27 protein-coding genes and 1 riboswitch are annotated in these 24,691 nt (G+C 41.7%); of the genes, 13 read left to right on the top strand and 14 right to left on the bottom strand.

Annotated features, from left to right (window positions below):
* Window positions 1-73: 73 nt before the first annotated feature.
* A complete protein-coding gene (locus MPH60_RS16800) occupies window positions 74-322 on the top strand; it encodes a type B 50S ribosomal protein L31 (protein WP_241590704.1) in 249 nt (82 codons plus the stop codon).
* Window positions 323-433: 111 nt separating this feature from the next.
* Here MPH60_RS16800 and metC read toward each other — a convergent pair whose 3' ends face one another.
* Complete coding sequence (gene metC / locus MPH60_RS16795; RefSeq protein ID WP_241590703.1) at window positions 434-1,615, bottom strand: cystathionine beta-lyase; 1,182 nt, start codon at window positions 1,613-1,615, stop codon at window positions 434-436.
* Window positions 1,612-2,724 (bottom strand): methionine biosynthesis PLP-dependent protein, encoded by a 1,113-nt coding sequence (locus tag MPH60_RS16790; protein WP_241590702.1) that lies wholly within the window; start codon window positions 2,722-2,724, stop codon window positions 1,612-1,614. The genes metC and MPH60_RS16790 overlap by 4 nt, the downstream gene beginning before the upstream one ends.
* Before the next feature lie 86 nt (window positions 2,725-2,810).
* Window positions 2,811-2,924, bottom strand: a riboswitch (SAM riboswitch).
* A gap of 328 nt (window positions 2,925-3,252) precedes the next feature.
* Here MPH60_RS16790 and fumC point away from each other — a divergent pair.
* The gene (gene fumC / locus MPH60_RS16785) at window positions 3,253-4,635 is read left to right on the top strand and encodes a class II fumarate hydratase (protein WP_101224213.1); all 1,383 of its coding nucleotides are present in this window, start codon (window positions 3,253-3,255) and stop codon (window positions 4,633-4,635) included.
* A gap of 109 nt (window positions 4,636-4,744) precedes the next feature.
* Window positions 4,745-4,987 (top strand): hypothetical protein, encoded by a 243-nt coding sequence (locus MPH60_RS16780; protein WP_076367341.1) that lies wholly within the window; start codon window positions 4,745-4,747, stop codon window positions 4,985-4,987.
* A gap of 45 nt (window positions 4,988-5,032) precedes the next feature.
* On the opposite strand, the gene MPH60_RS16775 is transcribed toward MPH60_RS16780, so the two are convergent.
* Both MPH60_RS16775 and MPH60_RS16770 read right to left on the bottom strand, forming a co-directional pair.
* On the bottom strand, window positions 5,033-6,178 hold the full coding sequence (locus MPH60_RS16775) for an ABC transporter ATP-binding protein (protein ID WP_241590701.1): 1,146 nt from the start codon (window positions 6,176-6,178) through the stop codon (window positions 5,033-5,035).
* A gap of 124 nt (window positions 6,179-6,302) precedes the next feature.
* Window positions 6,303-7,187 (bottom strand): PucR family transcriptional regulator, encoded by an 885-nt coding sequence (locus MPH60_RS16770; RefSeq protein ID WP_241590700.1) that lies wholly within the window; start codon window positions 7,185-7,187, stop codon window positions 6,303-6,305.
* Between the two features lie 180 nt (window positions 7,188-7,367).
* Between MPH60_RS16770 and MPH60_RS16765 the strand changes: the two genes are divergently transcribed.
* Window positions 7,368-8,405, top strand: coding sequence for an NAD-dependent epimerase/dehydratase family protein (locus MPH60_RS16765; protein ID WP_241590699.1), 1,038 nt, complete (start codon window positions 7,368-7,370; stop codon window positions 8,403-8,405).
* 64 nt (window positions 8,406-8,469) lie between these two features.
* Here MPH60_RS16765 and MPH60_RS16760 read toward each other — a convergent pair whose 3' ends face one another.
* The gene (locus MPH60_RS16760; RefSeq protein WP_241590698.1) at window positions 8,470-9,576 is read right to left on the bottom strand and encodes an iron-containing alcohol dehydrogenase family protein; all 1,107 of its coding nucleotides are present in this window, start codon (window positions 9,574-9,576) and stop codon (window positions 8,470-8,472) included.
* A gap of 62 nt (window positions 9,577-9,638) precedes the next feature.
* Complete coding sequence (locus MPH60_RS16755) at window positions 9,639-9,827, bottom strand: hypothetical protein (protein ID WP_241590697.1); 189 nt, start codon at window positions 9,825-9,827, stop codon at window positions 9,639-9,641.
* Window positions 9,828-10,070: 243 nt separating this feature from the next.
* Between MPH60_RS16755 and MPH60_RS16750 the strand changes: the two genes are divergently transcribed.
* Window positions 10,071-10,895, top strand: coding sequence for an MBL fold metallo-hydrolase (locus MPH60_RS16750; protein ID WP_241590696.1), 825 nt, complete (start codon window positions 10,071-10,073; stop codon window positions 10,893-10,895).
* A gap of 56 nt (window positions 10,896-10,951) precedes the next feature.
* On the opposite strand, the gene MPH60_RS16745 is transcribed toward MPH60_RS16750, so the two are convergent.
* The 6 genes from MPH60_RS16745 to MPH60_RS16720 all read right to left on the bottom strand — a co-directional run bounded on the left by MPH60_RS16745 (window position 10,952) and on the right by MPH60_RS16720 (window position 16,158).
* A complete protein-coding gene (locus MPH60_RS16745; protein ID WP_137017041.1) occupies window positions 10,952-11,140 on the bottom strand; it encodes a hypothetical protein in 189 nt (62 codons plus the stop codon).
* An 85-nt stretch (window positions 11,141-11,225) separates the two neighbouring features.
* Window positions 11,226-11,429, bottom strand: coding sequence for a YheE family protein (locus tag MPH60_RS16740; protein ID WP_241590695.1), 204 nt, complete (start codon window positions 11,427-11,429; stop codon window positions 11,226-11,228).
* A gap of 64 nt (window positions 11,430-11,493) precedes the next feature.
* On the bottom strand, window positions 11,494-12,690 hold the full coding sequence (locus MPH60_RS16735) for a YheC/YheD family endospore coat-associated protein (protein ID WP_241590694.1): 1,197 nt from the start codon (window positions 12,688-12,690) through the stop codon (window positions 11,494-11,496).
* Window positions 12,687-14,054 carry a YheC/YheD family endospore coat-associated protein gene (locus MPH60_RS27915; protein ID WP_241590693.1) on the bottom strand — a complete coding sequence of 456 codons (1,368 nt, stop codon included), beginning with the start codon at window positions 14,052-14,054 and terminating at the stop codon, window positions 12,687-12,689. The genes MPH60_RS16735 and MPH60_RS27915 overlap by 4 nt, the downstream gene beginning before the upstream one ends.
* A 3-nt stretch (window positions 14,055-14,057) precedes the next feature.
* Window positions 14,058-15,128: a YheC/YheD family endospore coat-associated protein gene (locus MPH60_RS16725; RefSeq protein ID WP_241590692.1), complete on the bottom strand. Its 1,071-nt coding sequence runs from the start codon at window positions 15,126-15,128 to the stop codon at window positions 14,058-14,060.
* A gap of 16 nt (window positions 15,129-15,144) precedes the next feature.
* Window positions 15,145-16,158, bottom strand: a complete 1,014-nt coding sequence (locus MPH60_RS16720) for a YheC/YheD family endospore coat-associated protein (RefSeq protein WP_241615852.1) — start codon at window positions 16,156-16,158, stop codon at window positions 15,145-15,147.
* Window positions 16,159-16,195: 37 nt separating this feature from the next.
* On the opposite strand from MPH60_RS16720, the gene MPH60_RS16715 reads away from it, so the two are divergent.
* The 5 genes from MPH60_RS16715 (at window position 16,196) to MPH60_RS16690 (ending at window position 19,111) form a co-directional block, all read left to right on the top strand.
* Window positions 16,196-16,402, top strand: coding sequence for a hypothetical protein (locus MPH60_RS16715; protein WP_241615851.1), 207 nt, complete (start codon window positions 16,196-16,198; stop codon window positions 16,400-16,402).
* A 290-nt stretch (window positions 16,403-16,692) separates the two neighbouring features.
* The gene (locus MPH60_RS16710; protein WP_241590690.1) at window positions 16,693-16,830 is read left to right on the top strand and encodes a hypothetical protein; all 138 of its coding nucleotides are present in this window, start codon (window positions 16,693-16,695) and stop codon (window positions 16,828-16,830) included.
* 527 nt (window positions 16,831-17,357) lie between these two features.
* The gene (locus tag MPH60_RS16700; protein ID WP_241590688.1) at window positions 17,358-17,714 is read left to right on the top strand and encodes a YlbF family regulator; all 357 of its coding nucleotides are present in this window, start codon (window positions 17,358-17,360) and stop codon (window positions 17,712-17,714) included.
* Between the two features lie 148 nt (window positions 17,715-17,862).
* Window positions 17,863-18,729 (top strand): Cof-type HAD-IIB family hydrolase, encoded by an 867-nt coding sequence (locus tag MPH60_RS16695; protein WP_241590687.1) that lies wholly within the window; start codon window positions 17,863-17,865, stop codon window positions 18,727-18,729.
* A 115-nt stretch (window positions 18,730-18,844) separates the two neighbouring features.
* Window positions 18,845-19,111: a transcriptional regulator SplA domain-containing protein gene (locus tag MPH60_RS16690; RefSeq protein WP_241590686.1), complete on the top strand. Its 267-nt coding sequence runs from the start codon at window positions 18,845-18,847 to the stop codon at window positions 19,109-19,111.
* Between the two features lie 382 nt (window positions 19,112-19,493).
* Here MPH60_RS16690 and MPH60_RS16685 read toward each other — a convergent pair whose 3' ends face one another.
* Window positions 19,494-19,943, bottom strand: coding sequence for a DinB family protein (locus MPH60_RS16685; RefSeq protein ID WP_241590685.1), 450 nt, complete (start codon window positions 19,941-19,943; stop codon window positions 19,494-19,496).
* A 341-nt stretch (window positions 19,944-20,284) separates the two neighbouring features.
* On the opposite strand from MPH60_RS16685, the gene MPH60_RS16680 reads away from it, so the two are divergent.
* Both MPH60_RS16680 and MPH60_RS16675 read left to right on the top strand, forming a co-directional pair.
* Complete coding sequence (locus MPH60_RS16680; RefSeq protein ID WP_241590684.1) at window positions 20,285-20,680, top strand: hypothetical protein; 396 nt, start codon at window positions 20,285-20,287, stop codon at window positions 20,678-20,680.
* 126 nt (window positions 20,681-20,806) lie between these two features.
* Window positions 20,807-21,292: an HIT family protein gene (locus tag MPH60_RS16675; RefSeq protein WP_241590683.1), complete on the top strand. Its 486-nt coding sequence runs from the start codon at window positions 20,807-20,809 to the stop codon at window positions 21,290-21,292.
* Window positions 21,293-21,367: 75 nt separating this feature from the next.
* Here the strand turns inward: MPH60_RS16675 and MPH60_RS16670 are convergent, their stop codons facing one another.
* On the bottom strand, window positions 21,368-22,246 hold the full coding sequence (locus tag MPH60_RS16670) for a dimethylarginine dimethylaminohydrolase family protein (RefSeq protein WP_241590682.1): 879 nt from the start codon (window positions 22,244-22,246) through the stop codon (window positions 21,368-21,370).
* An 800-nt stretch (window positions 22,247-23,046) separates the two neighbouring features.
* On the opposite strand from MPH60_RS16670, the gene MPH60_RS16665 reads away from it, so the two are divergent.
* Window positions 23,047-24,663, top strand: a complete 1,617-nt coding sequence (locus MPH60_RS16665; protein WP_241590681.1) for a long-chain fatty acid--CoA ligase — start codon at window positions 23,047-23,049, stop codon at window positions 24,661-24,663.
* Window positions 24,664-24,691: the final 28 nt, after the last annotated feature.

The following is a 24,691-nucleotide window of genomic DNA, read 5'->3' as shown; positions in this document are numbered from 1 at the left end:
CCTCAAGCATAATGATTGATAATAGTAATCATTACGTTTAAGATATATCTATATTGACGATGAGGTGATAATAGTGAAACAAGAAATTCATCCCGATTATCAACAAGTGGTATTCATGGATACCAACAGTGGGTATCAATTTTTGACAGGTTCCACGAAGACGTCCAATGAAACGATCGTTTGGAAAGACGGCCAAACATATCCATTGTTAAAAGTGGAAATCAGCTCGGATACGCACCCTTTTTATACCGGAAAGCAGAAGTTTGCTGAAAAAGGCGGACGGGTGGATCGCTTCCTGGATAAATATAATATGAAGAAATGAGAGTCAGGCCATCGAAAATCGATGGCCATTTTTTATGACTGGGTAGAAAAGAGTTAATAATGATGCAAGGAAAAAGGGTGCCCCATAATTTATAAGGCACCCATCCTTTATTCATTTTGCAGCAATTGCTTCTCCTTTGGCAATATTGACGAGGGCCGCATCGAAGTCCTTGATGATATCGTCCGGATTTTCAAGTCCGACAGAGAGGCGTAGCAAACTGTTCGTGATGCCGCGCTTTTCCCTTTCATCAGCAGGCATGGCAGCATGGGACATTTTGGCCGGGTAGGATAATATGGATTCGACCGCTCCCAGGCTTACGGCAAAAACAGGGAGCTCGACAGTGTTCACGAAGGAACGGAAGATTTCCTCACTTTCCAATTCAAATGATAGGACCGCCCCTGCACCAAGTGACTGGCCTTTTTGGATGGCGTGCTGTGGATGATCGGCCAGTCCGGGATAATACACTTTTTTCACTAAGGGCTGCTCCTTTAAGTAGGCTGCTATCTTTTCTGCCCCTTTTTGTGAATGCTCCATTCTAACTGATAAGGTTTTCAAACCTCTCATTACAAGCCAGGCATCCTGAACACCAAGGACCGCTCCAAATGAGTTTTGGAGCGAACCGAGTCTTGCCGCCAATTCCGGATCTTTCACGACTGCAAGCCCAGCTACCACATCACTATGTCCGGATAAAAACTTCGTGGCGCTATGAAGGACAACATCCGCGCCCAGATTCAGCGGTTTTTGCAATGCCGGCGTCAAGAATGTATTATCAACAAAACTTAAGGCACCGGCTTTTTTTGCGATATCACATACGGCTTGAATATCGGTCACTTTAAGTAAAGGATTTGAAGGTGTTTCGATGTATATGGCCCTGGTATTTGGCTGAACGGCCGCTTTGACGCTTTCAAGGTCCGTCATGTCAACGAAGGTATGCTCAATATTGAAACGGGTCAATACGCTTGTGACCATCCTGAACGTTCCGCCATACACATCTTCGGAAATGACGATATGGTCTCCGGCCGACAATAGCAGGAAGGCTGTTGAAATGGCCGCCATACCTGATGAAAAGGCAAAGCCGTGAGTGCCTTCCTCAAGTTCGGCAATGATATCTTCAAGTGCTTCGCGAGTTGGGTTCCCGCTTCTGCTGTAATCATACTTGCCGAATTGATCGATATTGGATTGATGGAAAGTCGATGCATGCTGAATGGGAACGCTCACACCGCCCGTTGCCGGATCGAATTTATGCTGATTATGAAGTAATTTCGTTTCAAAGCTAAAATCATGACCTGTCATCGTATTGCCTCCCTTTTTACATGTGCGAATGCTTGCTGCAAGTCACCGATCAAATCATCGCTATCCTCGATGCCAACGGAGAAGCGGAGCAGGCGATTACAAACCCCATTTGCCGTTCTGACTTCAAGCGGTATATCGGCATGTGTTTGTGTGGCAGGATAAGTGATGAAGCTTTCAACCCCTCCAAGGCTTTCTGCAAAGGAAATTAATGAGAGCGATTGTAAAAATGGGTTGACCGCCGATTCATCAATGATGCGGAAAGAAATCATGCCGCCTCTGCCGGGATACAATACATCCGTGACACAATCATGTTCCGATAAGTAATCTACAAGTATCTTGGCATTCTTTTCATGACGCTCCATCCGCAATGCCAGGGTTTTCATTCCGCGCATCAACAGCCAAGAATCAAATGGGCTCAAGACAGCTCCAGTGCCATTATGGTGGAAGGCAAGGGCATCACATAATTCAGCGCCGCTGGCAACGATCAGTCCTGCGAGCACATCATTATGACCACCGAGATACTTGGTTGCACTGTGAATCACAATATCCGCTCCAAGCAGGATGGGTTGTTGAATAAGAGGCGTGTAAAAAGTGTTATCAACGATTAACAATAAATTATATCGTTTGGCCAATGCGGCAACGGCACTAATGTCCGTTTGCTGCATAAGGGGGTTAGTGGGAGTTTCGATGAAGATGGCTTTCGTGTGAGGAGTGATGGCTTTTTCGATATCCTCCAAACAACAAGTGTTTACATAGTCACACTGCAACCCCCATTTTTTAAAACCTTGTTCTAACAGACGATATGTACCGCCATAAAGATCTTCGCTGACAATCCAGGCATCCCCGGATTTAAAAAGGGCGAGAATAGTGGAGATGGCGGCCATTCCTGAACTGCAGGCATAGCCTTGGTCCCCTTTTTCCAAATCGGCGATGGATCGCTCCAATAGCTGGCGTGTAGGGTTTCCTGTCCTTGTGTAGTCGAATCCCGTCGATTGGCCAATTCCTTCGTGACGAAAAGCTGTTGAAAAGTATACCGGCGGATTGACTGTTCCTGTCGCCGTTTCGCTGCGATTTCCTAATTGAGCAAGATAAGTTTCAGGTTTGTACATGGTTTTCACTGCTCCTTTGAGTTATATAAAATAAAAAAAAGTCTTCTTTAAGAAGAAGACTTTGATTAAGTAGGGACGAGTCATTCTTCTTATCTTCCAAGTTCACAAACTTGTGGAATTAGCACCTTTTCATTGGTTTGAAACAAATGAAGGTTGCTGAGGTGTCATCGGGCCATTCCCTCTACCTCTCTCGATAAGAGTTTAGATTATTCAATTTCTTTTGAATTTACTATATATACAAAATACTGTCAAGGACATTTTAGGAGTGATGATACTTGGATGTTCATGACCAGGTCAATTGGAGCCTAGCGGTGTCTACACTTTATGTCTCTAAAAAGAATAATCGAATTTTCATATAAACATGAAGGGAACATGGATTTTTCAGAAAAATTGGAAAGGGTCAGCGGGATATTTTTGCTTTAAAATAATAAAGTTTGTACAATGTATGGAGAGAAAGAATAATCCGACATTATTCATTTCATATGCAAAGGGTCTTCAATGAATAGTGCAAACATAGGAGGAGAACACATGGAATACAGAATCGAACGAGATACGATGGGTGAAGTGAAAGTTCCTGCTGATAAATATTGGGGAGCACAAACTGAGAGAAGCCGTAACAATTTCAAAATCGGTAACGAAAAAATGCCGATTGAATTAGTTCGTGCATTTGCATACGTTAAACAAGCTGCGGCAAAGGTGAACTATGATCTAGGTGATCTTTCCGAAGTTAAAAAGAACGCCATCGTCAAGATTTGCGGGGAAATCCTTGAGGGTACGCTTGATGAACATTTCCCGCTTGTAGTTTGGCAAACGGGAAGCGGCACGCAAAGTAATATGAACGTGAATGAAGTGGTCGCCAACAAAGGGAATGAATGGTTAAAAGAAAATGGTGAATCCGAAACCCTTCACCCGAATGATGATGTTAACAAGGCACAAAGCTCAAATGATACTTTCCCGACCGCCATGCATATTGCAGCCTTTATGGAAGTCGCTGAAAAATTGGTTCCTGCCATCAAAGCACTTCGTGATACATTCGATACAAAAGAAAAAGAATTTTGGGATGTCGTGAAAATTGGCCGAACACATCTTCAAGATGCTACACCATTAACATTAGGACAAGAAATTTCCGGTTGGAAAGCGATGCTCGATAAAGATCTAGCGATGATTGAGGAAAGCAGCCAAAAATTATTGAACCTTGCTCTAGGCGGAACGGCTGTAGGAACCGGAATCAATACAAAAAAAGAATTCCCGGGACTTTCTGCCAAACAAATTGCAGCGGATACAGGATATCCTTTTGTCACATCTGATAATAAGTTCCATGCCTTGACTAGCCATAACGAAATCGTCTACGCACACGGTGCTTTGAAAGCATTGGCGGCGGATTTAATGAAAATTGCGAACGATGTCAGATGGCTTGCAAGTGGTCCAAGAAGTGGAATCGGCGAAATAGCCATTCCGGAAAACGAGCCGGGCAGCTCCATCATGCCAGGTAAAGTCAATCCAACACAAAGTGAAGCGCTTACCATGATTGCAACACAAATCGTGGGTAACGATGCTACAATTGGCTTTGCAGCAAGCCAAGGTAACTTTGAATTGAATGTATTCAAACCAGTCATCATCTATAACTTCCTGCAAACGGTCAAATTATTGACTGAAGGCATTCATTCATTCAACGACAATTGTGCGGTGGGCATCACTGCAAATGAAGATAAAATCAAAGAAAATGTAGAGCGTTCCCTTATGTTGGTAACAGCATTGAACCCGCATATCGGTTATGAAAAAGCAGCCAAGATTGCCAAAACGGCATTCAAGGACAACTCTACGTTAAAAGAAGCGGCGTTGAAATTGGAGTTCCTGACCGAAGATGAATTCAAAGCATGGGTCGATCCTGCTAACATGGTTAATAAATAATTGCATACAAGTGCCCTCCCTCTCGTATTAGGGAGGGTGTTTCCATGTGTTAAAATAATGGAATCGACAAATACTGAAATCATAAGTATCGGGAACAGGAGGAAATACAATGTCTATATGCCCGCTTTGCAACGGTCTGAGAAAAATTCATGTTAAATGCCCGGAATGCGGCAGTGATCTTGAGGATAAAGGGAAATTCATGGACTACGCTGATGATTACAGTGCTTATATGGATATCGACATACTTAAAGAAAACGACGGATACCCTCAATCCCTTCAAAAAGGCCAATGCCCGCATCTCATGAAATGCCCGGAATGCGGACATGATGAAGTGGTATTGGTCCAAGAATGAATTTGAATAAAGTAAAAGACCCAATATGAATGGGTCTTTTTACGTTTAATTGGCAGATAACTTCATGCTTTCCTGCATCTGTTCATCTTCTTCAACTAAAATGCGATGTTCAGTCCCTTTATCAAAAAAGTGTGCTTTATTCATGTCGAGGGCAAGATCGATCTTTTCCCCTGCCTGAATAATATTCTTGGCATCGACCCGTGCAACGAAGTCCTGCCCCTCTAATGTGGAGTAGAGCATAATCTCCGCGCCCATGAGTTCGGCTACATCAATTTGTGTCGTGAATGTAGTGTTAGGGGACTTCGTGAAGTAAGCTCCTTCATTATGGAAATCCTCCGGACGGATGCCAAGGATTACATCTTTTCCGACATATCCTTGATCACGCAGCATTTTCATTTTCAATTCAGGTATTTCAAGCGTTTGTTCGCCTATTTTAATTGTGCCTTCTTTTAATGTTCCGGTAAAGAAGTTCATGGCAGGCGATCCGATAAAGCCGCCGACGAAAACATTTATTGGTTTCTCATAAACATCCTTTGGGGCACCGACCTGTTGGATGATACCATCTTTCATTACAACAAGACGTGTCGCCATGGTCATTGCCTCTGTTTGGTCATGCGTGACATATATGGTTGTGGTGTCGAGCCGTTTATGCAGTTTAGCGATTTCTGCACGCATTTGAACCCGCAGCTTTGCGTCGAGATTGGATAATGGCTCATCCATCAAGAACACTTTTGCGTCCCTTACAATTGCACGGCCGAGAGCCACACGCTGGCGCTGACCACCTGAAAGCGCTTTAGGTTTCCTGTTTAGCAACTCTTCAAGTCCGAGAATCCTTGCCGCTTCATTGACCCTTTGCTTGATTTCCGCTTTTGGCGTTTTCCTGAGCTTTAATCCGAATGCCATATTGTCAAATACGGTCATATGAGGATATAAGGCATAGTTTTGGAAAACCATCGCAATATCACGATCTTTAGGAGGGACATCATTTACTCGCTTGCCGTCTATGTATAAATCCCCTTGGGAAATGTCCTCCAGTCCGGCAATCATCCTTAATGTCGTTGATTTGCCGCAACCGGAAGGTCCCACAAAAACGATGAATTCCTTATCGGCAACACGAAGGTTGAAGTCTTTAACAGCCGTCACCTTTTTATCATAAATCTTGAATATATGATCTAACACTAACTCTGCCATGAAAAATCCCCCTTTTAAACTACTGATTACTTGTACCAATTAGCTATAGTCTAAGCTATCGGTTTAGAAAAAAGTATGGGCACATTGCACAAAAAAGGTTGAAATTACCTCTTTGTGATGGAAATTAATCATTCAGCAGAAATATCAAGTACGCAGTAAGGGCATGACGGAAGTTTCTAATATCGAGACCAGTTCTTTCTGAGAATTTATCGATTCGGTATTGTAAGCTGTTCCGGTGTATATAAAGCTGTTTTGCGGCATAGGTGGCATTGGAATTACATTCGATATACGTTTTAACTGTTTTGATAAGCTCAGTATCCTGCTTGGTCTTGCCAAGAATTTCATTGATATACCACTTTGAATTCGTAAAGGATGGATCATTTATTAATGAATGGGGGATGATGTCTGCCAAATCAGTCACCTTTAGATCCGGCAGATGCACCTGTGCCAAATCAAAACATCTTTTCTCCAGGGCCCAGTGATGGTGAAGGTCTTGATTTACAGGGTGAAAGCGCCCCGTGAACATACGGGTCTTTACATAAAAATCACTTTCAAGCGTGGAAGAAATGGCGATTAGTTCTTTATTTGATAATGGTTCATCCTTGTCCGTTTCAATTAAGACTCCTGCCGTTTCATTTTCCCAGATAATAGCTGCGTCAGATGGAACGAAAGCGAGGAAGGCCTCTTCAAAATCGGAGTTGGAAAAATCAGCATGAGTCAGCTTGAAATGAAGGAATCGAACATTCTCCCAGCTCGTTAAAGGCAATGGTGCATTCGGTTCGGATAAAAAATTTTTCCATGATGAGTCTGGATGTGCATTGAGGTTATTTGGGTTTATGGAAGGAGCAAAAAGCAGTTCCAATAAACGGATTTCCTCGGCTGTGATTTCTGAACGGGGAATGCCAAGTATACTTCTGGAGTCTTCAAACCAAACATATTCAGAAATATCTTCAGTATCCTTTTTATTGGTAAGAGCATTCGGGAATTTTTGTTTAAGATTTTCAAGCATCGGTTCCACCTTCTTTCTCCCTTTCCATATCATTATAGCGAAAAAGAATAAAGTTCAAAAGATTAGGATATTGCTAGTTTTTCCGAAAGGGAAAATCAAAGAAAAGTTGCAAGTAATATTAATGTTAGTAAAAGGTATTGCGTATGCTTTATGGAATATCGTTAAAGAGGAGGAGATTTTATGAACATTTTAATATTGGGCGGTACACGGTTTTTAGGCCGGTATTTAGCAAAAGCTGCGATAGGGAAAGGGCATGATGTCACACTTTTTAATCGTGGAAGCGACCCTTATGTCTTTCCCGAAATAGAACAGTTAAAAGGGGACCGCGACGGGGATCTGGAAATGTTGAAAGGAAGACAGTGGGATGCAGTCATTGACACATCAGGATTTATTCCTCGAACTGTATCGAAATCTTGCAGATTGCTTAATCAAGTTAAACATTATACATATATTTCAAGCATCTCAGTTTACAGTGATCCGACCGAGCCAGGAATTGATGAAAATGGAGAAGTTCATACACTAAATGAAGATAAGGCAGAAGCGATCTCCCACGGAACTGCTGGACCGATATACGGTGAATATTATGGACCGTTAAAATCATTATGCGAAAAAGCAGCTGAAAAAGAACTGCCGGGGAAAGTCCTTTCAATTCGCGCCGGGCAAATAGTGGGTCCATATGATTACACTGACCGATTGCCGTACTGGCTTAAAAGGATAGCGGAAGGGGGAGAAATTTTATCTCCTGGTCGCTCTGGACGTCCAATCCAAGTTATCGATGCAAGGGACTTGGCCCAATGGATCATCCACATGATAGAAAAAAGCATGACAGGTACGTATAATGCCGCTGGCCCAGATTACACACTGACTATGGGGCAATTACTTGAAGGCTGCAAAAAGGTAACAAGAAGTAATGCTGATTTTACATGGGTATCTGAAAAATTTTTAAATGACAATAAAGTAGAGCCGTGGGGAGAAATGCCTTTATGGATACCGGAAGAATTCCCTTTACCTGGAGGAAAGGAACCTTTGAATGGGTTTTTGGCTGTCGATAACGGTAAAGCCATCAATAATGGACTAACATTCCGTCCCTTATTAGAAACTCTCGAAGATATATGGAATTGGGAAAAGTGCCGTACGGAATCTGCCGATAGAAAAGCAGGCATTCACAGACAACATGAAAATGATCTCCTTGGACTATGGAAACAGACATTAGGTTGAAACCTTCGTTTATTATTTTATGAAGAAAAGTAAAAAAACGATGGGGTAAAAACCCCATCGTTTTTTAGTCCATGGATTGGCTTGCATGGTTTGTGAGGATTTCAAGGTTTTCCATGGCGGCTGCCACTTTTTCCTTGTTGATATCAGGGAAAAGAAGATGGATGTCTTCACCCTCTTTGACAGAGTGGGCTGCAATCTGTTGAAGTTCCGCCTTATGTTCAACGGTCAGACCAATATCAACCAATGTCATCGGCAATTTAAGCACCTGGTAGATTGGCAGCAATTGTTTGATTTCTGAGAATTTCCCTTCTAGCACAAGCTGGACTAAAATGCCATATGCCACTTTTTCCCCGTGAAGTAAATGATTCGCTTGTGTGATGGAAGTCATGCCATTATGAATGGAGTGGGCACCGGCAACGCGCAGGTACTGACCGCCAAAGCAGCCAACAAGACCGCTGGTGATGATGTTCGTTTCAATGACACGCTGCAGCGCATCTGTCCATTTACCCTTTTCCAAATCAGCTAGGGCTTCTTCGCCATATGTCAATAAAACCTCCTGACATTGCCTTGCGGCTATATGGGCCAATTCAATACAAACGGACTTCGTGGCAAGCTTTTCGGCGAGTGCATTGCCCTCGTACCATTTCGCCAATGTATCGCCGATTCCGGCACGTAAATAGTTAATTGGCGAATTAAGAAGAATTCCTGGTTCAATAAATAACATCCAAGCGCTTTTTTCATGAATATCATAGCGGACATATGAACCATTATCATCATAAATGACACTCAACGGTGTCCAGGCAGCGCAGGTGGAAGCCAAGGTCGGAATAAGGATGATTTCCTTTTGAAGCAAGTTTCCGGCCGATTTGGCCAGGTCGAGCAGCTTACCGCCGCCAATGCCGATTAATGCATCCACACCATGCTCAAGAGCGGAATTCTTTACGCGTTCAATTTCCGCATCACTGCATTCACCGCCGTATGTGAACAAGATCGTCTCAATATTTTCTAAGGAAGGAAAAAAGGGTTCAGCAACTTCCCATGATTTTCTCCCATGAATAACGAGCACTTTACGAATGTTTCCTTTACTCAGTTTTGCTTCCAGTGTTTCAAGGACATTAGCTTTACAGGCATAATAAGCGGGGCCGCTGCGGACCTCCAGTAAGGTATTCATATTCATTCTCCTTAATGTAAGGCCTGTACCCGGTAAAGGGGAAGCAAGCCTCGATTATTTGATCAATTCATCGAGTCTGGTATTCGGAATCCGGCAAATTTGCCATCAATCATTTTTTCAAACTGGTCGGATTCTACTACTGATTTAATATCCTTGGCAAATTGAGCGTCTACATCTTTTGTATTCACTATATCAACGTTTAGATACATATCTTGCATTTTTAATGAAATAAGGGTTTCCTCGAGGTCCATTTTCGAAGATACCAAGGACCGCCGATAGGTCAACACTGTCTGTTGACAGGTGGCAATTTGGCGTATTCCAATGGTTTGAGTTGGATGTAGGCCGGGACATTATACAATGATCCAGCATTTTCATCCAGGTTAATTATTCCAGTATTTCCTTGTCAAAAAGATAAAGTGGTACTACATTTATTATAGTAAAGTTAAAAAAAGGAAGATGAAACTATTTTTGTACAATGATGGGGAGGAGATTGAATGATAGAGATTAAGACGATAAATGATGTGGTTTGTGTGCACGGGACTCCTGGCGGGAACAAGGCGGGGATGAGTGTTAATGTTTTTTTAACGGATGGCCTATTGATAGATACCGGAGCAGAGATTTTATTGGAAGAGCTTATTCCGTTCTATGAGTCCGCAGACTTCGACTCAGTGGCCCTGACTCACTATCATGAAGACCATACGGGGGGCGCTGCCTGGATACAGGAACATAAAAAGGTACCGCTTTTCATTCACCCGATGTCGGTTGAGGTTTGTGCAAGGGATGCTGTATATCCTGAATATCGCAAAATTTTCTGGGGAAAGAGAGACGCCTTTAAAGCTGAGCCGCTAGGGGAGGCCATTCATTCACGCACCCAAACGTGGGAGCCGATTTTTACCCCTGGCCATGCAAAGGACCATATGGTGTATTTGAATCACAGTAATGGCATGCTCTTTTCAGGAGACCTTTTCGTAACACCAAAGACAAAGCTTGTCTTACGGGAAGAGTCTGTTCCGGTCATCATCGATTCAATAAAAAGATTACTTCAATATGACTTCGGGGAAGTGTTTTGCTGCCATGCTGGGCATGTCCCTGATGGGAAGGAAATGTTTCGAAAAAAACTGGATTATCTGGAAAACCTCCAAGGTGAAATTTTACGCCTGAATTCTCAAGGGCTGACCGTTCAAGAAATCCAGCAGGTCGTTTTACCGAATCGCTATCCCCTTATCGAGATATCTGGGCATGAATGGGATTCAGAGCATATCATTACATCGATATTAAACGAAAATATGTTGAGTGCCAGGGAGAATGGAACTATTTGAATGTTAACGGTCTGACTGATATAAAAGAGAGCTCTCCATAAGAGAGCCCACACCATTCATTTATTGATATTAGGATCTGTTTCATCATAAAAATCATGTGCTTCTTCGATGTTCTGAAGGTCAGCGACTTCATACACATTTCCGCCCGCCATTCCTTCATTGATGATACGGTCGATATCAAGGTAAACGGAGTCCTTGCCATCATATTCGGTATCCTTCAAAAATGTCATTTTTTCTTTATCCAAAATAAATCCCTCCTAGCCTTTTCTTTAGTTTAGGCAAAGGAGTTTTTTTTATTCTGGTCAGGTATTTCATGAATGTAAAGGCGGTTCATTCATATACATGGAAAATCATTAAATCATGTATCATGCTTTTGAGTTTGGCTTCATCTGTTTCGGAAGGCGGATTGGCTGTCCACTCAATCGATCCATCTTTATGATACAAGGCTTGGGTTGCCTGCTTGTTGAAATAAAAGGAAATTTTCCATCCTGGCAGATTCTTATGCAGTGGTGCCCATTGAAAATGAGTAATCATATGTATTACCTCCATTTATACAGTTTCTCATTTAATTATAATGGAAAACGGCAGCTGGAGGATGTTATTTAATTGTCAGGCTGGGAAAAGTTAATTCAATAAAAAGATTTTTTAAATGCAAAAGCCTGTTTGTTTCTATTTCTTCCTCATCGAATTGCATAGGCTTTGAGTTCACTTCGTATATGAAGAGCGAACCGGATTCGTCTTCCCCTATATCCATGGAAAACTCTCCGAGAAATCCGATTTTTTTAGAAAGTATCTCTCCGCTTTTTTGGGCGATTTTTGCTAATTTTCTATTCAGGCTTCTTGATTGCAGGTCTTGAAAAGGAAAGATCTTCCCCCCTCGGGGAGTGTGGGTGGTGATTTCCTGAGTTTGTGACATCCTTACCGCTTTGCCAGTCACTTTATAAAAACCTTTTTCATAATGGACCAGAATCCGGTAATCATAACGATGTCCAAAAAGTTTTTTTGGTATGATCGCCTGTTGAGCAAGGTAGCTCCTTTTTAATAAATCCCTTTTCCTTGTTTCCCAGAATGACGCGAAATCCGGGAAAGACTCACTATGCTTTAAGCTATTGAACAATAGTGTATCATCATCATTTTTGATTATCGTATAAATGCCTTTACCTTGGCTTCCTTTGCAAGGTTTAAGGTATATATGCCTATAGGTCTCCAAGAAAGCATCAAGGCAGCCGCTGTTTCGCAAGACCATGGTGTGCGGAAGGTGATTGGTCAGGGATCCTTCTTCCTTCAATGCTTCGAACATTACATATTTATCTATGAAACAGGGGTTGAAAAGATTCATTCGGTATTTTTTAAAAAATTTGAGGAGCTGTTGGAATTCCCCTGACGCCTCATAGCTCCTCAAGGGGATTCGGTTATAGACGATGTCAGGGAAGGGCACTTTACATTCGATCCATTTGTTTGAAATGGAGGAAAAAACATACCCTCTCATCGATTCGGAATGAAGGACCTTTTCTGTGAATACATACGCCAATATTCCATGTTTGAATAAATATAGTGATAGGTCCCGAAAAAGGGTCAGGTTTCCACCCAAACCTGATTCCTTTTTGGGATTGGAAACAGTCAGTATGCCGACGGCAAGCATCCGGTTACCTGGAAATATGGTGATTGGAATTAGGGGTTGATTCGTATGTTCCTTATTATACCTGATTACCTCCTCGGCTGAGCCAGCGAAAAGTTCCGCATTCTCTTGATTGTGGTACCAATTTTCAGTGGGGATATCGTAAAAAATGTTCATCGCGGCACACTGATTGATTTTGTAATCGTCTGTTCCGTAAGATAAATGGCGTAATCAAGGCTGAGCTTTCTGGTCAGCAATTCGAAATCCTTAAGTTTTGGATGGGAGAAGATGGAACGTCCCGGTTTGGAATTGGCTTCAAACATCCAAACCTGACCTTTTTTATCCAATCCAAAATCAAATCCTATTTCTGCAACGATTCCGTCCAAGTTCTTTTCTATACTGTCACTTAAAATCAGTGCGGCTTCCGATAGCTTTCGTTCGACTTCTTTCGCCTCATCGTCATCTCCAAACAGTTCGGCAACCGTTTTGATCACACCCCCGCTTTTAATATGGGTCGTGACGCTGCCGGCACCGGCGATTTTTGCGGCGATCGCGGTTACCTGCCATTTTCCATTACTGTCCTTGTTCGTATGGACCCGGAAATCCACTGGACGTTTTTCAGATCGAATTAATGGGATGCCCTGCTGCACGATAAGATTCTCTAGCGGCCGGTCGTGAAAAATATGTTTAACGATGGATTCCAGTGTGGAAAACTTTTGCAGTTTATTTTCTTTTGCTTCATTTGTATAACGGCAGTAGTATACATTCTCATGCTTATCATAAAGAATTTGGTGAATCCCTAGGCCGAGGCTGCCGTGAATGGGCTTTATATAAACTTGCCGGTAATGGGAAAGAAGGGTTTCCACCACGGACATGGATTGAAATGGATACGTTTCCGGCAAATATGGCAGTGCCCGCTCATCTGCGCATAACCTTTCATTTACATCCCATTTATTGAAAAAACCAGGATTATACCATGGAATGGTATATTCTTTTTGAAATTTCTGCTTCACTTCTTTAGGTCCATCGCGGTTTTCCGTCAACCGATTTGGGAGACGGTCATAGATCACATTAGGAAAAGGAAATTCATTAATCTGCCAGTCATTGTTATCAAACACATAACCTTTGATTGTCTCCTCATCCCAATTGATTACATTCTCCCCAAAAACAAAGGGGATACAGCCTGTGGTCCTGCTAAGCGAAAGGAGCTTTGCGAAAAATTCCGATCTCTCGCCTAATGGTTTGTTTGAAATGCCGGTGAAGCCTGATGAAAAGATTCCGACCAGCGGTCCGATATGAATGCTCTTGCCGTATATGAATAAATGAAGGGGAATATCGGTATGATCGAATAGTAGAGATTCCGCAAGACTTTCCGAAAGGACGATTGATTGATTGACGGCCGGGTTTTGTTTGACGATGGCAGGACATGAATGTCGTCCGAAGTAAATTAATTCAATCTCTGCCAAATCTCCAAGATCGGAAGGGTAGTAGAGAACATTGCCGGGGATGGCGGCAATTTCGGCAGGATAAGTCTTTCTCACTTTCTATTCACCTGCTTTCTGAAGATGTTCGGCTAAATACTGGCTATATTGAAACGGTGCGCGATGAATATCATTCATGGTCTCCGGCTGCAGTGCCTGAATGATTTTCCTTCCGGGCTTCGAGTTAATGTCCATTATCCATATTTGGCCTTTTTTATCGATGCCTATATCGATCCCCAACTCGAATAATCTTTCAAAGACAGCTTCGGTTTCTGCGGGCAGGGTGCGAAGGATATGCTGAATCTTTTGTTCGACGGCAATCGAAATCGTTTCCGGGTTTCTTTTGATGAAAGTTTCCAATGAAATGGCTTCCCCGCCTGTGGCAAGATTTGAGGTAATTCCGTCCTTTTGTCCCATACGAATTCCGCGGCCACGTTCCATCCATTGATTCTTCTCGTTTTTTTGAAGTAAAATCCGTAAATCGAATGGCTCGTTATATTGGTTGCAAAGTTCCAAATATGGCTGGCAGAGGTAACGGTATCGATTTAATAAATGCTGCAGCCATTTGTTAAGCTGAGATTTGGAGGAAAATTGGCGGTCATATTTGGTGCCCTTTTTCGTCATGGATACCAAGGTACCGTCTTCGTTTTTTGAAAGAAGGTAGATTCCTGTACCGCCTGCACCGAATTCAGGCTTGATGATGATTTTATCCAGGCGTTCCAAATGACCGGTAATATCTTCAGGTGTCGTCACTTGTACGGTCTCTGGAAAAAATGCCTGTAGGTGTGGATGGTTTTTTAGGATTTGATACACTTCCCACTTACCAGGAAGGCCCAGCCCTAAGAAACTCGAGTTATCTTTTAACCAATCGATTTTGTGCCGCGTTTCCGTTGACTCACGGACTAATCCGTGAAAACAGCGATCATAAACAAAATCAGGTATATCAAAAGATGCGGAAATCCAAGTTTCGTTCTCGGCATCAAAACGCTCGCCGCGGACTTTTTTCAGATCCATATCAATATTTTCCGGTGAGAATTTACAAACATTCATATTAAATGATTTTGCGGTTTTGGCTATTTCGGTGAAGTAGTTGGTTTCATGTGTATCCGACGCGGCCATTAATCCTATTAACACGTGCTAGCAACTCCTTTTATGGATGGTTTTCGCGGTGAAGGGCAAGCATGAAATCTATGATGGATTTTACTGATGGACGAAAGGTTTCATAGTTGCCTTGAAATTTTTTTGAAGGTTTTGAATTCACTTCGATGATCCATGGATGGGTATCGGTATCCAGTGCTAAATCAATCCCTAGCTCACCGAATGAATCGTTGTGGTTTTCCACCAAGGCCTGGGCAGTGTTTTTAGCCAGCCGTACGAGCTTTTGATATATGCGGCTGGCGTCCTGAAGGTCAAATGCTTCCTTTAGAAAATCCGGCCCGTTTTTCATCAAGCCGCCTTGTGCAAGATTGGAAACGATAGTGCCAGGGTCCCCAATCCGGGCAACCATTGATGAAACTTTCCACTCAAGCAGATCATTCCGGTGAAGAAGTATGCGGAAATCAACTTTTCTCTGATCGGTTTCGAATAGGGAAATCCCTTTTTGAAGAATGAAGGATTGTTTACTGGAAAACCTTTTTAAGGTTTCGTACAATTTTTCATCCGTATCAGCAAAATGCACATCCTGGAGATTTCCTGATTGCTCGATTTTCCACTTTCCAGCTTCTTGCGTTAATCTGCAAATATTCCTGCCTTGGCTGCCTGATGCGGGTTTAAAGTAGATTACCGAATGCTTTTCTATAAACCTCAAGGAAGATTCCTTTTCGTTAAAAAGTATCGTCTCCGGCAAATTTGGCAACAGCTCATCTTTTAAGATTAGCAGCTCATGTACATCATGTTTGGAGAGGAACCTTCCATTGAACATCGGTATCGACCGTTCCTCCAGTTCAGTTTTAAACAGCTTGAAAGAATGCGATTCCTCAAGTTTACGCGAATGTATCCGGTTATAAAATACATCAGGAATGGGGAGGGGCAAGGTTTGCCAGCCATCTTGCCCAGGCAGGTAGCCCTCCACAACCCCTTCTTGAAGAGACTGCAATTTTACTAAATAGAAGGGGATGCCCTGCTGATTACAATATGTTTTCATTTCCTGATAAAATTTTTCCATCTCGCCGAATGTCCCGTCTTGCAAGGGAGTCTGGTTCATGAGTGAAGCGAAGAACGGGCCTATTTTAATTGACCTTCCTTCTACATTGTATGAGACGGAGATTGGATCGGAAAAACTGGGTAAGGATAAAGTTTGGTTCATATCATATGAAAGTTTCAATGTAGGCTGGGGTGATGGGAATGGCTGGACAAGTACCGGGACCGAACGGCATCCAGCCATGATCGTTACGGGTTCTCCAAATTGAAGGCCCCATTCCTCAAATAGTTTTTCTTCGATAAACAGTAGCGCCTTCTTTCGCGTCTCTGCGGGATTTACCGTAATGAAAACTTTCTGATGGTTAAGGTTCATAATAATTCCCCGTTTGCACTAAGTTTAATATCCTTTAATAATTAAATGATGGGCAAATGTGGATAACACATTCTATGTTCTTTTAATTAGAAGGTGTCATCAAGCCTCTATTTAAAGCAATAAAAGGAGAAATTTCATGGAGTTTTGGTTAAGGATCCTGTATGGTCGTCGTAGGTGCCGTAATTGGTGGCTTCACTAAACTATTGGCTATCACAATGCTGTTCAGACTTTATAAACCAATATTTTCGGGAAACAGCTGCCGTTGACACCAAGGTGGATCCGAAGCGGCAGGATGAGTTAGCCAAATTGGTATTGATCATTTAAACACGCCAGCGAGCATTTAAAGTAAAGTCATCATGATGCCTCTATACAGAATATGAAAATTTTCGTGAAGGCAGAAGTAAAGAAAGTATTGTCCACGGAAAAAAGTACTGCTCAAATGCTTGTTCTAACGTAAATGCAGAATTCTTCATTTTTACGTTAGAACAAGATTACAAATTTACAAACATACTTTCTTGGTTAATTTGAAACATGGTCGGAAGAGAAACGATATAACAATTGATTAACGAAAAAACAGCTGAAATGCTGCCTGTCGCTTCAATCATGAATAAGCCGGTTCGAGAATAAGACTGCCAATTTCTCGGACTCCATTTCCCGGCTTGAGGAAATGGTCGTTTCCATCACTAAGAAGGAATTATCGAAGATCACCTGCCTTGGAGCTTTGCTTGGAGGAATCATCGGTTTATTTAAAGGATTTGTAACTGTTTTAATAGGATGACGTGTAATTCGCAATCGGATTTGTTATAGTGGAAAAGGTGTAGGAATACAATGATTACCGGGAGGGGAAATAAATGAGTAACGTATATGATGCAGCGTATGAAATGGAAAAGGCAATTAGGGCAAGTAATGAATATGCCGATTTGCAACGCTTATATGATCTAGTCAATTCTGATGAAGCAACAAAAGGAATGTTTGAAAACTTCCGTAATCTGCAGATGACATTGCAGCAAAAGCAAATGATGGGACAGGAGATTGCACCTGAAGAGGTTGAGCAAGCACAAAAGACGGTACAGCTTGTCCAACAAAACCCAACCATTTCACAATTGATGGAAGCTGAACAACGGATGAGCATGGTAATCGCAGACCTCAATAAAATTATCATGAAGCCGCTTGAAGATTTATATGGCTTGCCTGACCAACAGCAATAAGCAGTTAAAGACTCCCTTCCATAATGGTTGGGGGTTTTTTTGTTTCCTGAAAGGCACCGTTGCAAGGGTCGTGAACCACTATTTGTTCTATTCCCGAAATTTTAGTCATAAATTTGGAAAGAGGATACTACAGATGGGGGAGATCAGCATGGTATATCGACTACTTGCGGTCAATATCGACGGGACATTGCTCCAGTCGAATGGCCGTTTAAATAAATCGACTAAAGAAGCAATAGATTATGTTCACCAAAAAGGTGTCCATGTTGCACTTGTGACGTCAAGAAACTATCACTCAGCAAAAAAAGTGGCCAAAGCCCTAAAAATAAATCCGATGATCGTTGCTCAGCAAGGAGCCTTTGTCGGAGCTTCCATAGAAAAGCCGATAATGGTAAAAAGAATATCAGAAGAACTGACTGCAGAGCTCGTGCAAATGCTTGAAAAGACCACGTGCCAAATATTGCTCATTCATGAGAAATACTCGCTGGGCAATCGGGTGAACCTCCCGGAGAATTTGCTTGGTAAATCTGTAATGTATTTGAATGACCAAAATATTTATGCCCAAAATTATGTGGATGATATCAGTGAAGAGCTTATTGACCAGCCGATGGCCCCGACGAAGATGGACATTATATTTCCAGAAAAAAGTGCTCGAAATGATATGTTGAAATTGATAAGGGAAATGTTCCCTGAGGTGGATGCAATCTTACATCCAGGACATAAGCTGACCATCGTTCCGAAGGGTGTTTCTAAATGGAGCGGTGTATTGTATTTAGCTGACCATTTAGAGGTGAAAAGAACGGAAATCGTCTCGATTGGAGATGGATTTGATGATATAGAGATGATTGCCGGTTCTGGTCTGGGAGTTGCCATGGGCAATGCGGATGAAGAAGTAAGGAAAGTGGCAAAATGGGTCACGCGCTCCAATGACCAAGATGGTGTTGCCTATATGCTGAGGGAATTCTTCCGGAAACAGCATCCAATCGATTTTTTACAAAAGATGAATATGCTTAAATGAATGGCGGGGCTCCTTCATATAGAAGGGGCCCCATTCAGATCAGGCCGCTTTTTAGGCCTGTTATATTTCATAAATAATTATAAGCTTCTTTCCATAAGCTAAAGGAAAATCAGTAATGGAAAGGAAGAATTCAATGGGTGTAATCAATGCAAAAGAAGTGCAAGTCGGTGACGAGGTGTTTGTGATTTATAATAATCCCCACGTTCCTACCGTTTCGAATATAAGGGCTGCCGAAATCGTTCCGCATCCCAAAGATCCCAATGCAGTTGCCTTGTTCCTGAACGATACATTTCATACGATTGAGGACGATGATGCTTTGTTCACTTCGGAAGCCGCAGCGGAAAAAGCATACAGTGATTATATGGATAACCAAATGACTTAAAGAGGCGTTCACCTCGTGTGAACAGACGAAGCCCTCGCTTATAGAGCGGGGGCTCTTTTTGATTATATTTACGAGTAAATCACAAAATTCACGAGTATTTGCTCCGAACTCACGAGTGGGTGCTCGAATTCACGATAAATGCTCCAAACTCACGAGTATTTGCTCCAAACTCACGAGTAAATGCTCGGAATTCACGAGTAAAAGCGCTAAACTCACGAGTAAACGCTCGGAATTCACGAGTAACGCCCCGAACTTACGAGTAGACGCACCCATATTCACATGTCAGAAGCCATTAGTGATTAAAACAGCATATTTAACTGTGAAATATAAAAAAATGCCACTCCTATTTCAAGAAATACAGAGTGACAGTTATGGTTTAATCTCAATTCTTGGATTGGATTAAGAGTTTCATTGCGTGAATTTGTCCAATATGATTGGCTTCATGAAGCACTACAAAATTAATGAATTCCCCCACTGTTTCCATTCCGTTGAAAGGCTGTGCCGTTTTTTCAGTCAATCGTTCTTCCGGAATTTCAAGAAGGCGATCAAGTTGTTCATGCAGTTGTTGCTTTAATACTTCAACGGTAGGTACGTCCCCAGTCCAGTCCGCTGGTTTTGAACCATATCCGAATAGTTGGCCGTAATTCGCTGGTAATTCACTATTGGAGTTCAATAAAAATTTTTCGGCTGCAGTAAGGACATGGCCAAGGTGCCAATGGATTGTATTATTAAAACCTTCAGGCTGTACATCCATAAACTCTGGTTTGATTCCATCGATTTCTTTTAAAAGATTGCCGCGCATAACCGTTAGCTGGTTTTTTACATAATTCATTTTACATTCCCCTTTCAATCTTGTTTTTTTCTAAACGCTATCCCATGAAATTATAGCAAGGATAATTCAATATTATCAAATTTTAGCTAAGGCAATTCACAAAGGGAAGGATTATCAATTTAAAAGGGTTTATATTGTCGGCTAGTAATCGGATTAAATGCAATATAGGCGAGTATGTGCTTTTGATGAAATGGAAGGCTGCATCAACTATCGAGGGGGTCAAAATCCTTAAGTTTTTTTGGTTAATAAATTGATAAATATTCCTATTACTCTTTTGCGTGGAGAAGTATAATGAAATATATTGGATAATTAATCCAGTTAGGTAAGAGGAGATGACAGTAATGAAAAGGAAACCGCTGCTTGTTGCACTTAGCCTATTATCAATCACGTTAGCTTCAGGCTGTACAACAAAGCAAGAACATATTTCCGTTCAAAAATATGAAGGTAAAAACTACAAATTCGAAGCATATAAAGAAAAGATAGAAATGGGGAAAACAGAAAAAACAAAAGAAATAGTAAGAAATGCAGATTGGGAAGAATTCGCGTTGGAGAAGGATACTCCTAAGGCGGACTTCATCTTTTATTTTAATGATGAAAAAAGCGAAGGTAAAATAGCTGTATATTATGTATGGGTTAATACTGATGAAAATATTGTAGAATTGACGAAGGATGAACATAGCCAGTATGCACAGTTAAATAGAAAGGATTCTGAAACTATATTAAAACTTCTGCATTAATGAAAAGGAGGAGAAAGGCAAGACCTGTATTTTCAAAACCTCCAGACAAGCATTTTTTTATTGAATTTAGAATTCACATGTGACCGAGTAGCTAGCTTTTTATGGGGTAATCTTTTGGAGGGGCTTATGAGGAAAATTACTTTATCTAATGGAAAAATGGTGGAAGTTGAATGTTTGAGCTGTGCTTTGACAAGTGGGGAAGTAGAAGCTGAGGGTGGTGTAATAGTCGAATCTGAATATTTTCATGCTCACCAAGACGTTGCATACCCCATTAAAGGTTTAGTGATATTAGCATCTAAACGCCATATTAAGTGCTTTGATGAATTAAATGAACGAGAAAAGGTCGATTACATAAACTTATTAACCAAGATTAGAAAAGCTCAAAGAAAAGTATTAGGGATAGAAAATGTTTATTATTTTTACAATGAGGATACTTCCCACCATTTTCATACTTGGATGGTTCCTAGATATGAATGGATGTACGAGTTTGGTCGTTCGGTGGAATCAGTTAGACCGGTTTTGCTGCATGCAAGAGACAGCTTGAATGAAGTTGAAAATTTAAAAACTGTAATGGAAGGAATCGAGGCATTAAAAAAAGAACTGAACCCTTAATCTCTTTGATAACACCATGTTTATAAAAAGAGAAAGAAACCGGACCTCCATACAAGTCCAGTTTCTTTCATCTGCTCAGGCTGAATCAGTCTTCTTATTCGTTGTCCTCAATAGTGGCATGGTGCAACAGCGGAAAGAGCCACCGGATTTGATGATTTCGCTAATATCGACTTCAATGACTTCGTATCCTCGTTTACGAAGCTGACTATTTACCTGTTTATTACACGGAAGACTGAATAATTTTTTATTCCCAATTGAAAGCACGTTGGTTCCTAATGTGAATTGTTCTTCTTTAGTCACTTCAATCATGTCATAACGTGAAGCTAATATATCCATCTCTTTTTTTGTAAAGGACTCCGGAAAAATAAGCGCCTCTGTCGGTGATATGATATTGAAAACACAATCTAAATGAAGGAATGTTTCAATGAAAGGAATCGCGATGACATCGTATTCCGGTAATAGGGTTTGAAGATGCTTGACGGATGTTTCATCCGTTCTTTCACTGATTCCAATATAGATGGTCTTTCCGTCAATAAGGACATCCCCACCCTCAATATGATCTTTGAGGAGGTTGAAATATGAGATGCCATTCGTTTCGAGCCAGGATTTCAATATTTGTTCTTCACCCTGCCTGATCCCTGTTGCCAACTCAGCTACATAAACGGTATTGCCAAGAGTGAAACCGATATCCCTCGTGAAAACTTGTTCTGGATATGTAAATTGAGGCGTAAGTTTTATGACTTCAATTCCTTCATGTTCAAGAGCCTTTGTAAATTGGACGTGCTGCTCCAAGGCTAGTGCTTGATCGATATTTTCCTCTTGAAACTCTTTTTGTGTTTCGTTAATGATCTCCCGGATTTCCATATAACGAGGTTCACAGACGATCACCCGTGATAGCTTCGAATATTCACTCGAGCAATAGGCTTCTAGTTCTTCGTTTATTTTGTTTATCATAAATGAGCTCCCTCTAAATATAATTGTATCTTTACTATTTCCTCTTTTTTCTAGAAAGAAACATAAAAAATATGTCATGGCACTGCACTGCTAAATTTGGATGGTTTAAAATAACATTTCAGATTAAGCTCCTAATAAATGATTCCGGTATATACCGGAATCATTTATCAACTCGAAGAAAACGAGTTTGCCTGCCGTTTTTTATTTAAAAACCGTTCCAATTGATTTCAGAAATCCGCTCCCTTTCCGCCGGCTGCCTGCCAAGCCTCCTCGCCGTAAACGTCTCCGGGGTCTCGTCTAGCCAGTTTTTCGGCAGGAGTGCCGCAAATTTCTTCAATCCAATGAAGGTTTCATAAAGCAATAAAAAACGATAAAGAGCGAGTTTGCCTGCCGTTTTTTATTTTAAAAACGTTCCAGTTGGTTTCAGAAATTCGCTCCCTTTCCGCCGGCTGCCTGCCAAGCCTCCTCGCCGTAAACGTCTCCGGGGTCTCGTCTAGCCAGTTTTTCGGCAGGAGTGCCGCAAAATTCTTCAATCCAATGAGGGTTTCATAAAACAATAAAAAACGATAAAGAGCGAGTTTGCCTGCCGTTTTTTATTTAAAAACGTTCCAGTTGGTTTCAGAAATTCCGAATCCCGTTATTGTCGTCAAACGGATAGGATCTGGTTCAGACTTTTTTGAAATATCATCAGGATAAACCTAAATTCAAAATAATCATAAAAGGCTCCTAGGGATAAAGGATTATTTTTTTTCTGGTCGAATATATAATGAGGATGCTTTTAATATAAGGGGGAGATTGTAATGATGGATACTCCATTGATCATGACTCAAATCATTGAGAGAGCTGAAAAATATTTTCCGAAGAAAGAGGTCGTTTCGCGTACGGATGGTGGAATTCACACATTTACATATGCAGAGATTGCTGAGCGTACAAGAAGGCTGACCAGTAATCTCGAAAAATTCGGCATTCAAACAGGTGACCGTATTGGAACACTTGCCTGGAACCATCATCGGCATTTAGAAGCATATTTCGCGATTCCTTGTCATGGTGCTGTCCTTCATACAATCAATATGCGTCTGTCTCCTCAGCATGTTTCTTATATCGTCAATAGTGCGGAGGATCGATTATTATTGATAGACCCGGATGTCATTCCCCTCTTGGAAGCAATTAAAGATGAGTTGACGACAGTGGAAGGGTATATCATTATGACGGATAAAGAGGAGCTGCCTGATACGACCCTTTCACCCATTTATCATTATGAAAGATTATTAGCCGAAGGGAATCCGAAACAGCCATTCATTCAAACCTTGGATGAAAATGCGCCTGCCGGCATATGTTATACTTCCGCCACGACCGGGAATCCGAAAGGTGTGGTTTATTCACATCGCGGAATTTTGCTGCATGCGATTGCACTGGGGCTTGCCGATTCCACAGCATTAAGCGAACGTGATGTGGCCCTTCCTGTCGTGCCGATGTTTCATGTGAATGCTTGGGGCATGCCTTTTGCCAGTGTTTGGTTTGGAACGAAAATGGTTTTGCCGGGACCCTATTTCACCCCAAAGATTTTGGCTGAGCTTATAGAAACGGAGAAGGTTACAATCGCAGCAGGGGTACCGACGATATGGCTGGGCTTATTGAAGGAGCTGGAAGAAGGCGGCCATGATACGAGCAGCATTCGCACTGTTCTATGCGGAGGGTCGGCTGCTCCGAAAAGCATGATTAAAACCTTTGAACAAAAGTATGGGATACCATTCCTGCATGCCTATGGAATGACTGAAACAAGCCCGCTCGTATTTGTATCGAAACCAAAAAGCTATCAGGAAGACCTTCCTGAAGAAGAACTTTATGAGTTGAAGGCCAAGCAGGGCCTTGTTTCGCCAATGATAGAAATTAAAGTGATCGGTCAGGACGGCGAAGTGAAACCAGATGGAAAAGAAATGGGCGAATTGCTGATCAGGGGTCCTTGGATAGCGAATGAGTATTTTAAGGATGAGCGGTCAGAGGATACGTTTAAAGATGGCTGGCTGTATACGGGGGATGTTGTCACGATTGATGAAGAGGGATTCGTCAAAATCGTTGACCGGACGAAAGATTTGATAAAAAGCGGCGGTGAGTGGATTTCTTCCGTAGATTTAGAGAATGCATTAATGGCCCATGAAGGAATCTTTGAGGCTGCGGTAATTGCAGTGCCTCACGAAAAATGGCAGGAACGGCCGATCGCCTGTGTTGTCTTGAAGGAGGCATACAAGGGGAAAGTGTCCCAGGAAGACATCATCGAATTTTTAATGCCGCAGTTTGCTAAATGGTGGCTGCCAGATGAAGTGGTCTTTTTGGATGAAATCCCGAAAACGGGTGTTGGGAAGTTCTTGAAAAGGGCATTGCGTGATCAGCTTCAGGATAAATATATCAATAAATAATGCTAGATTTTCATAATTGCAACTTTTC

Origin of the sequence: Peribacillus sp. Aquil_B1 (genome assembly GCF_022603275.1) — a bacterium.
Classification (GTDB): Bacteria; Bacillota; Bacilli; order Bacillales; family DSM-1321; genus Peribacillus.
The sequence above is the reverse complement of the archived record's forward strand: the minus strand, read 5'-3'. Positions and strand labels throughout refer to the sequence as shown.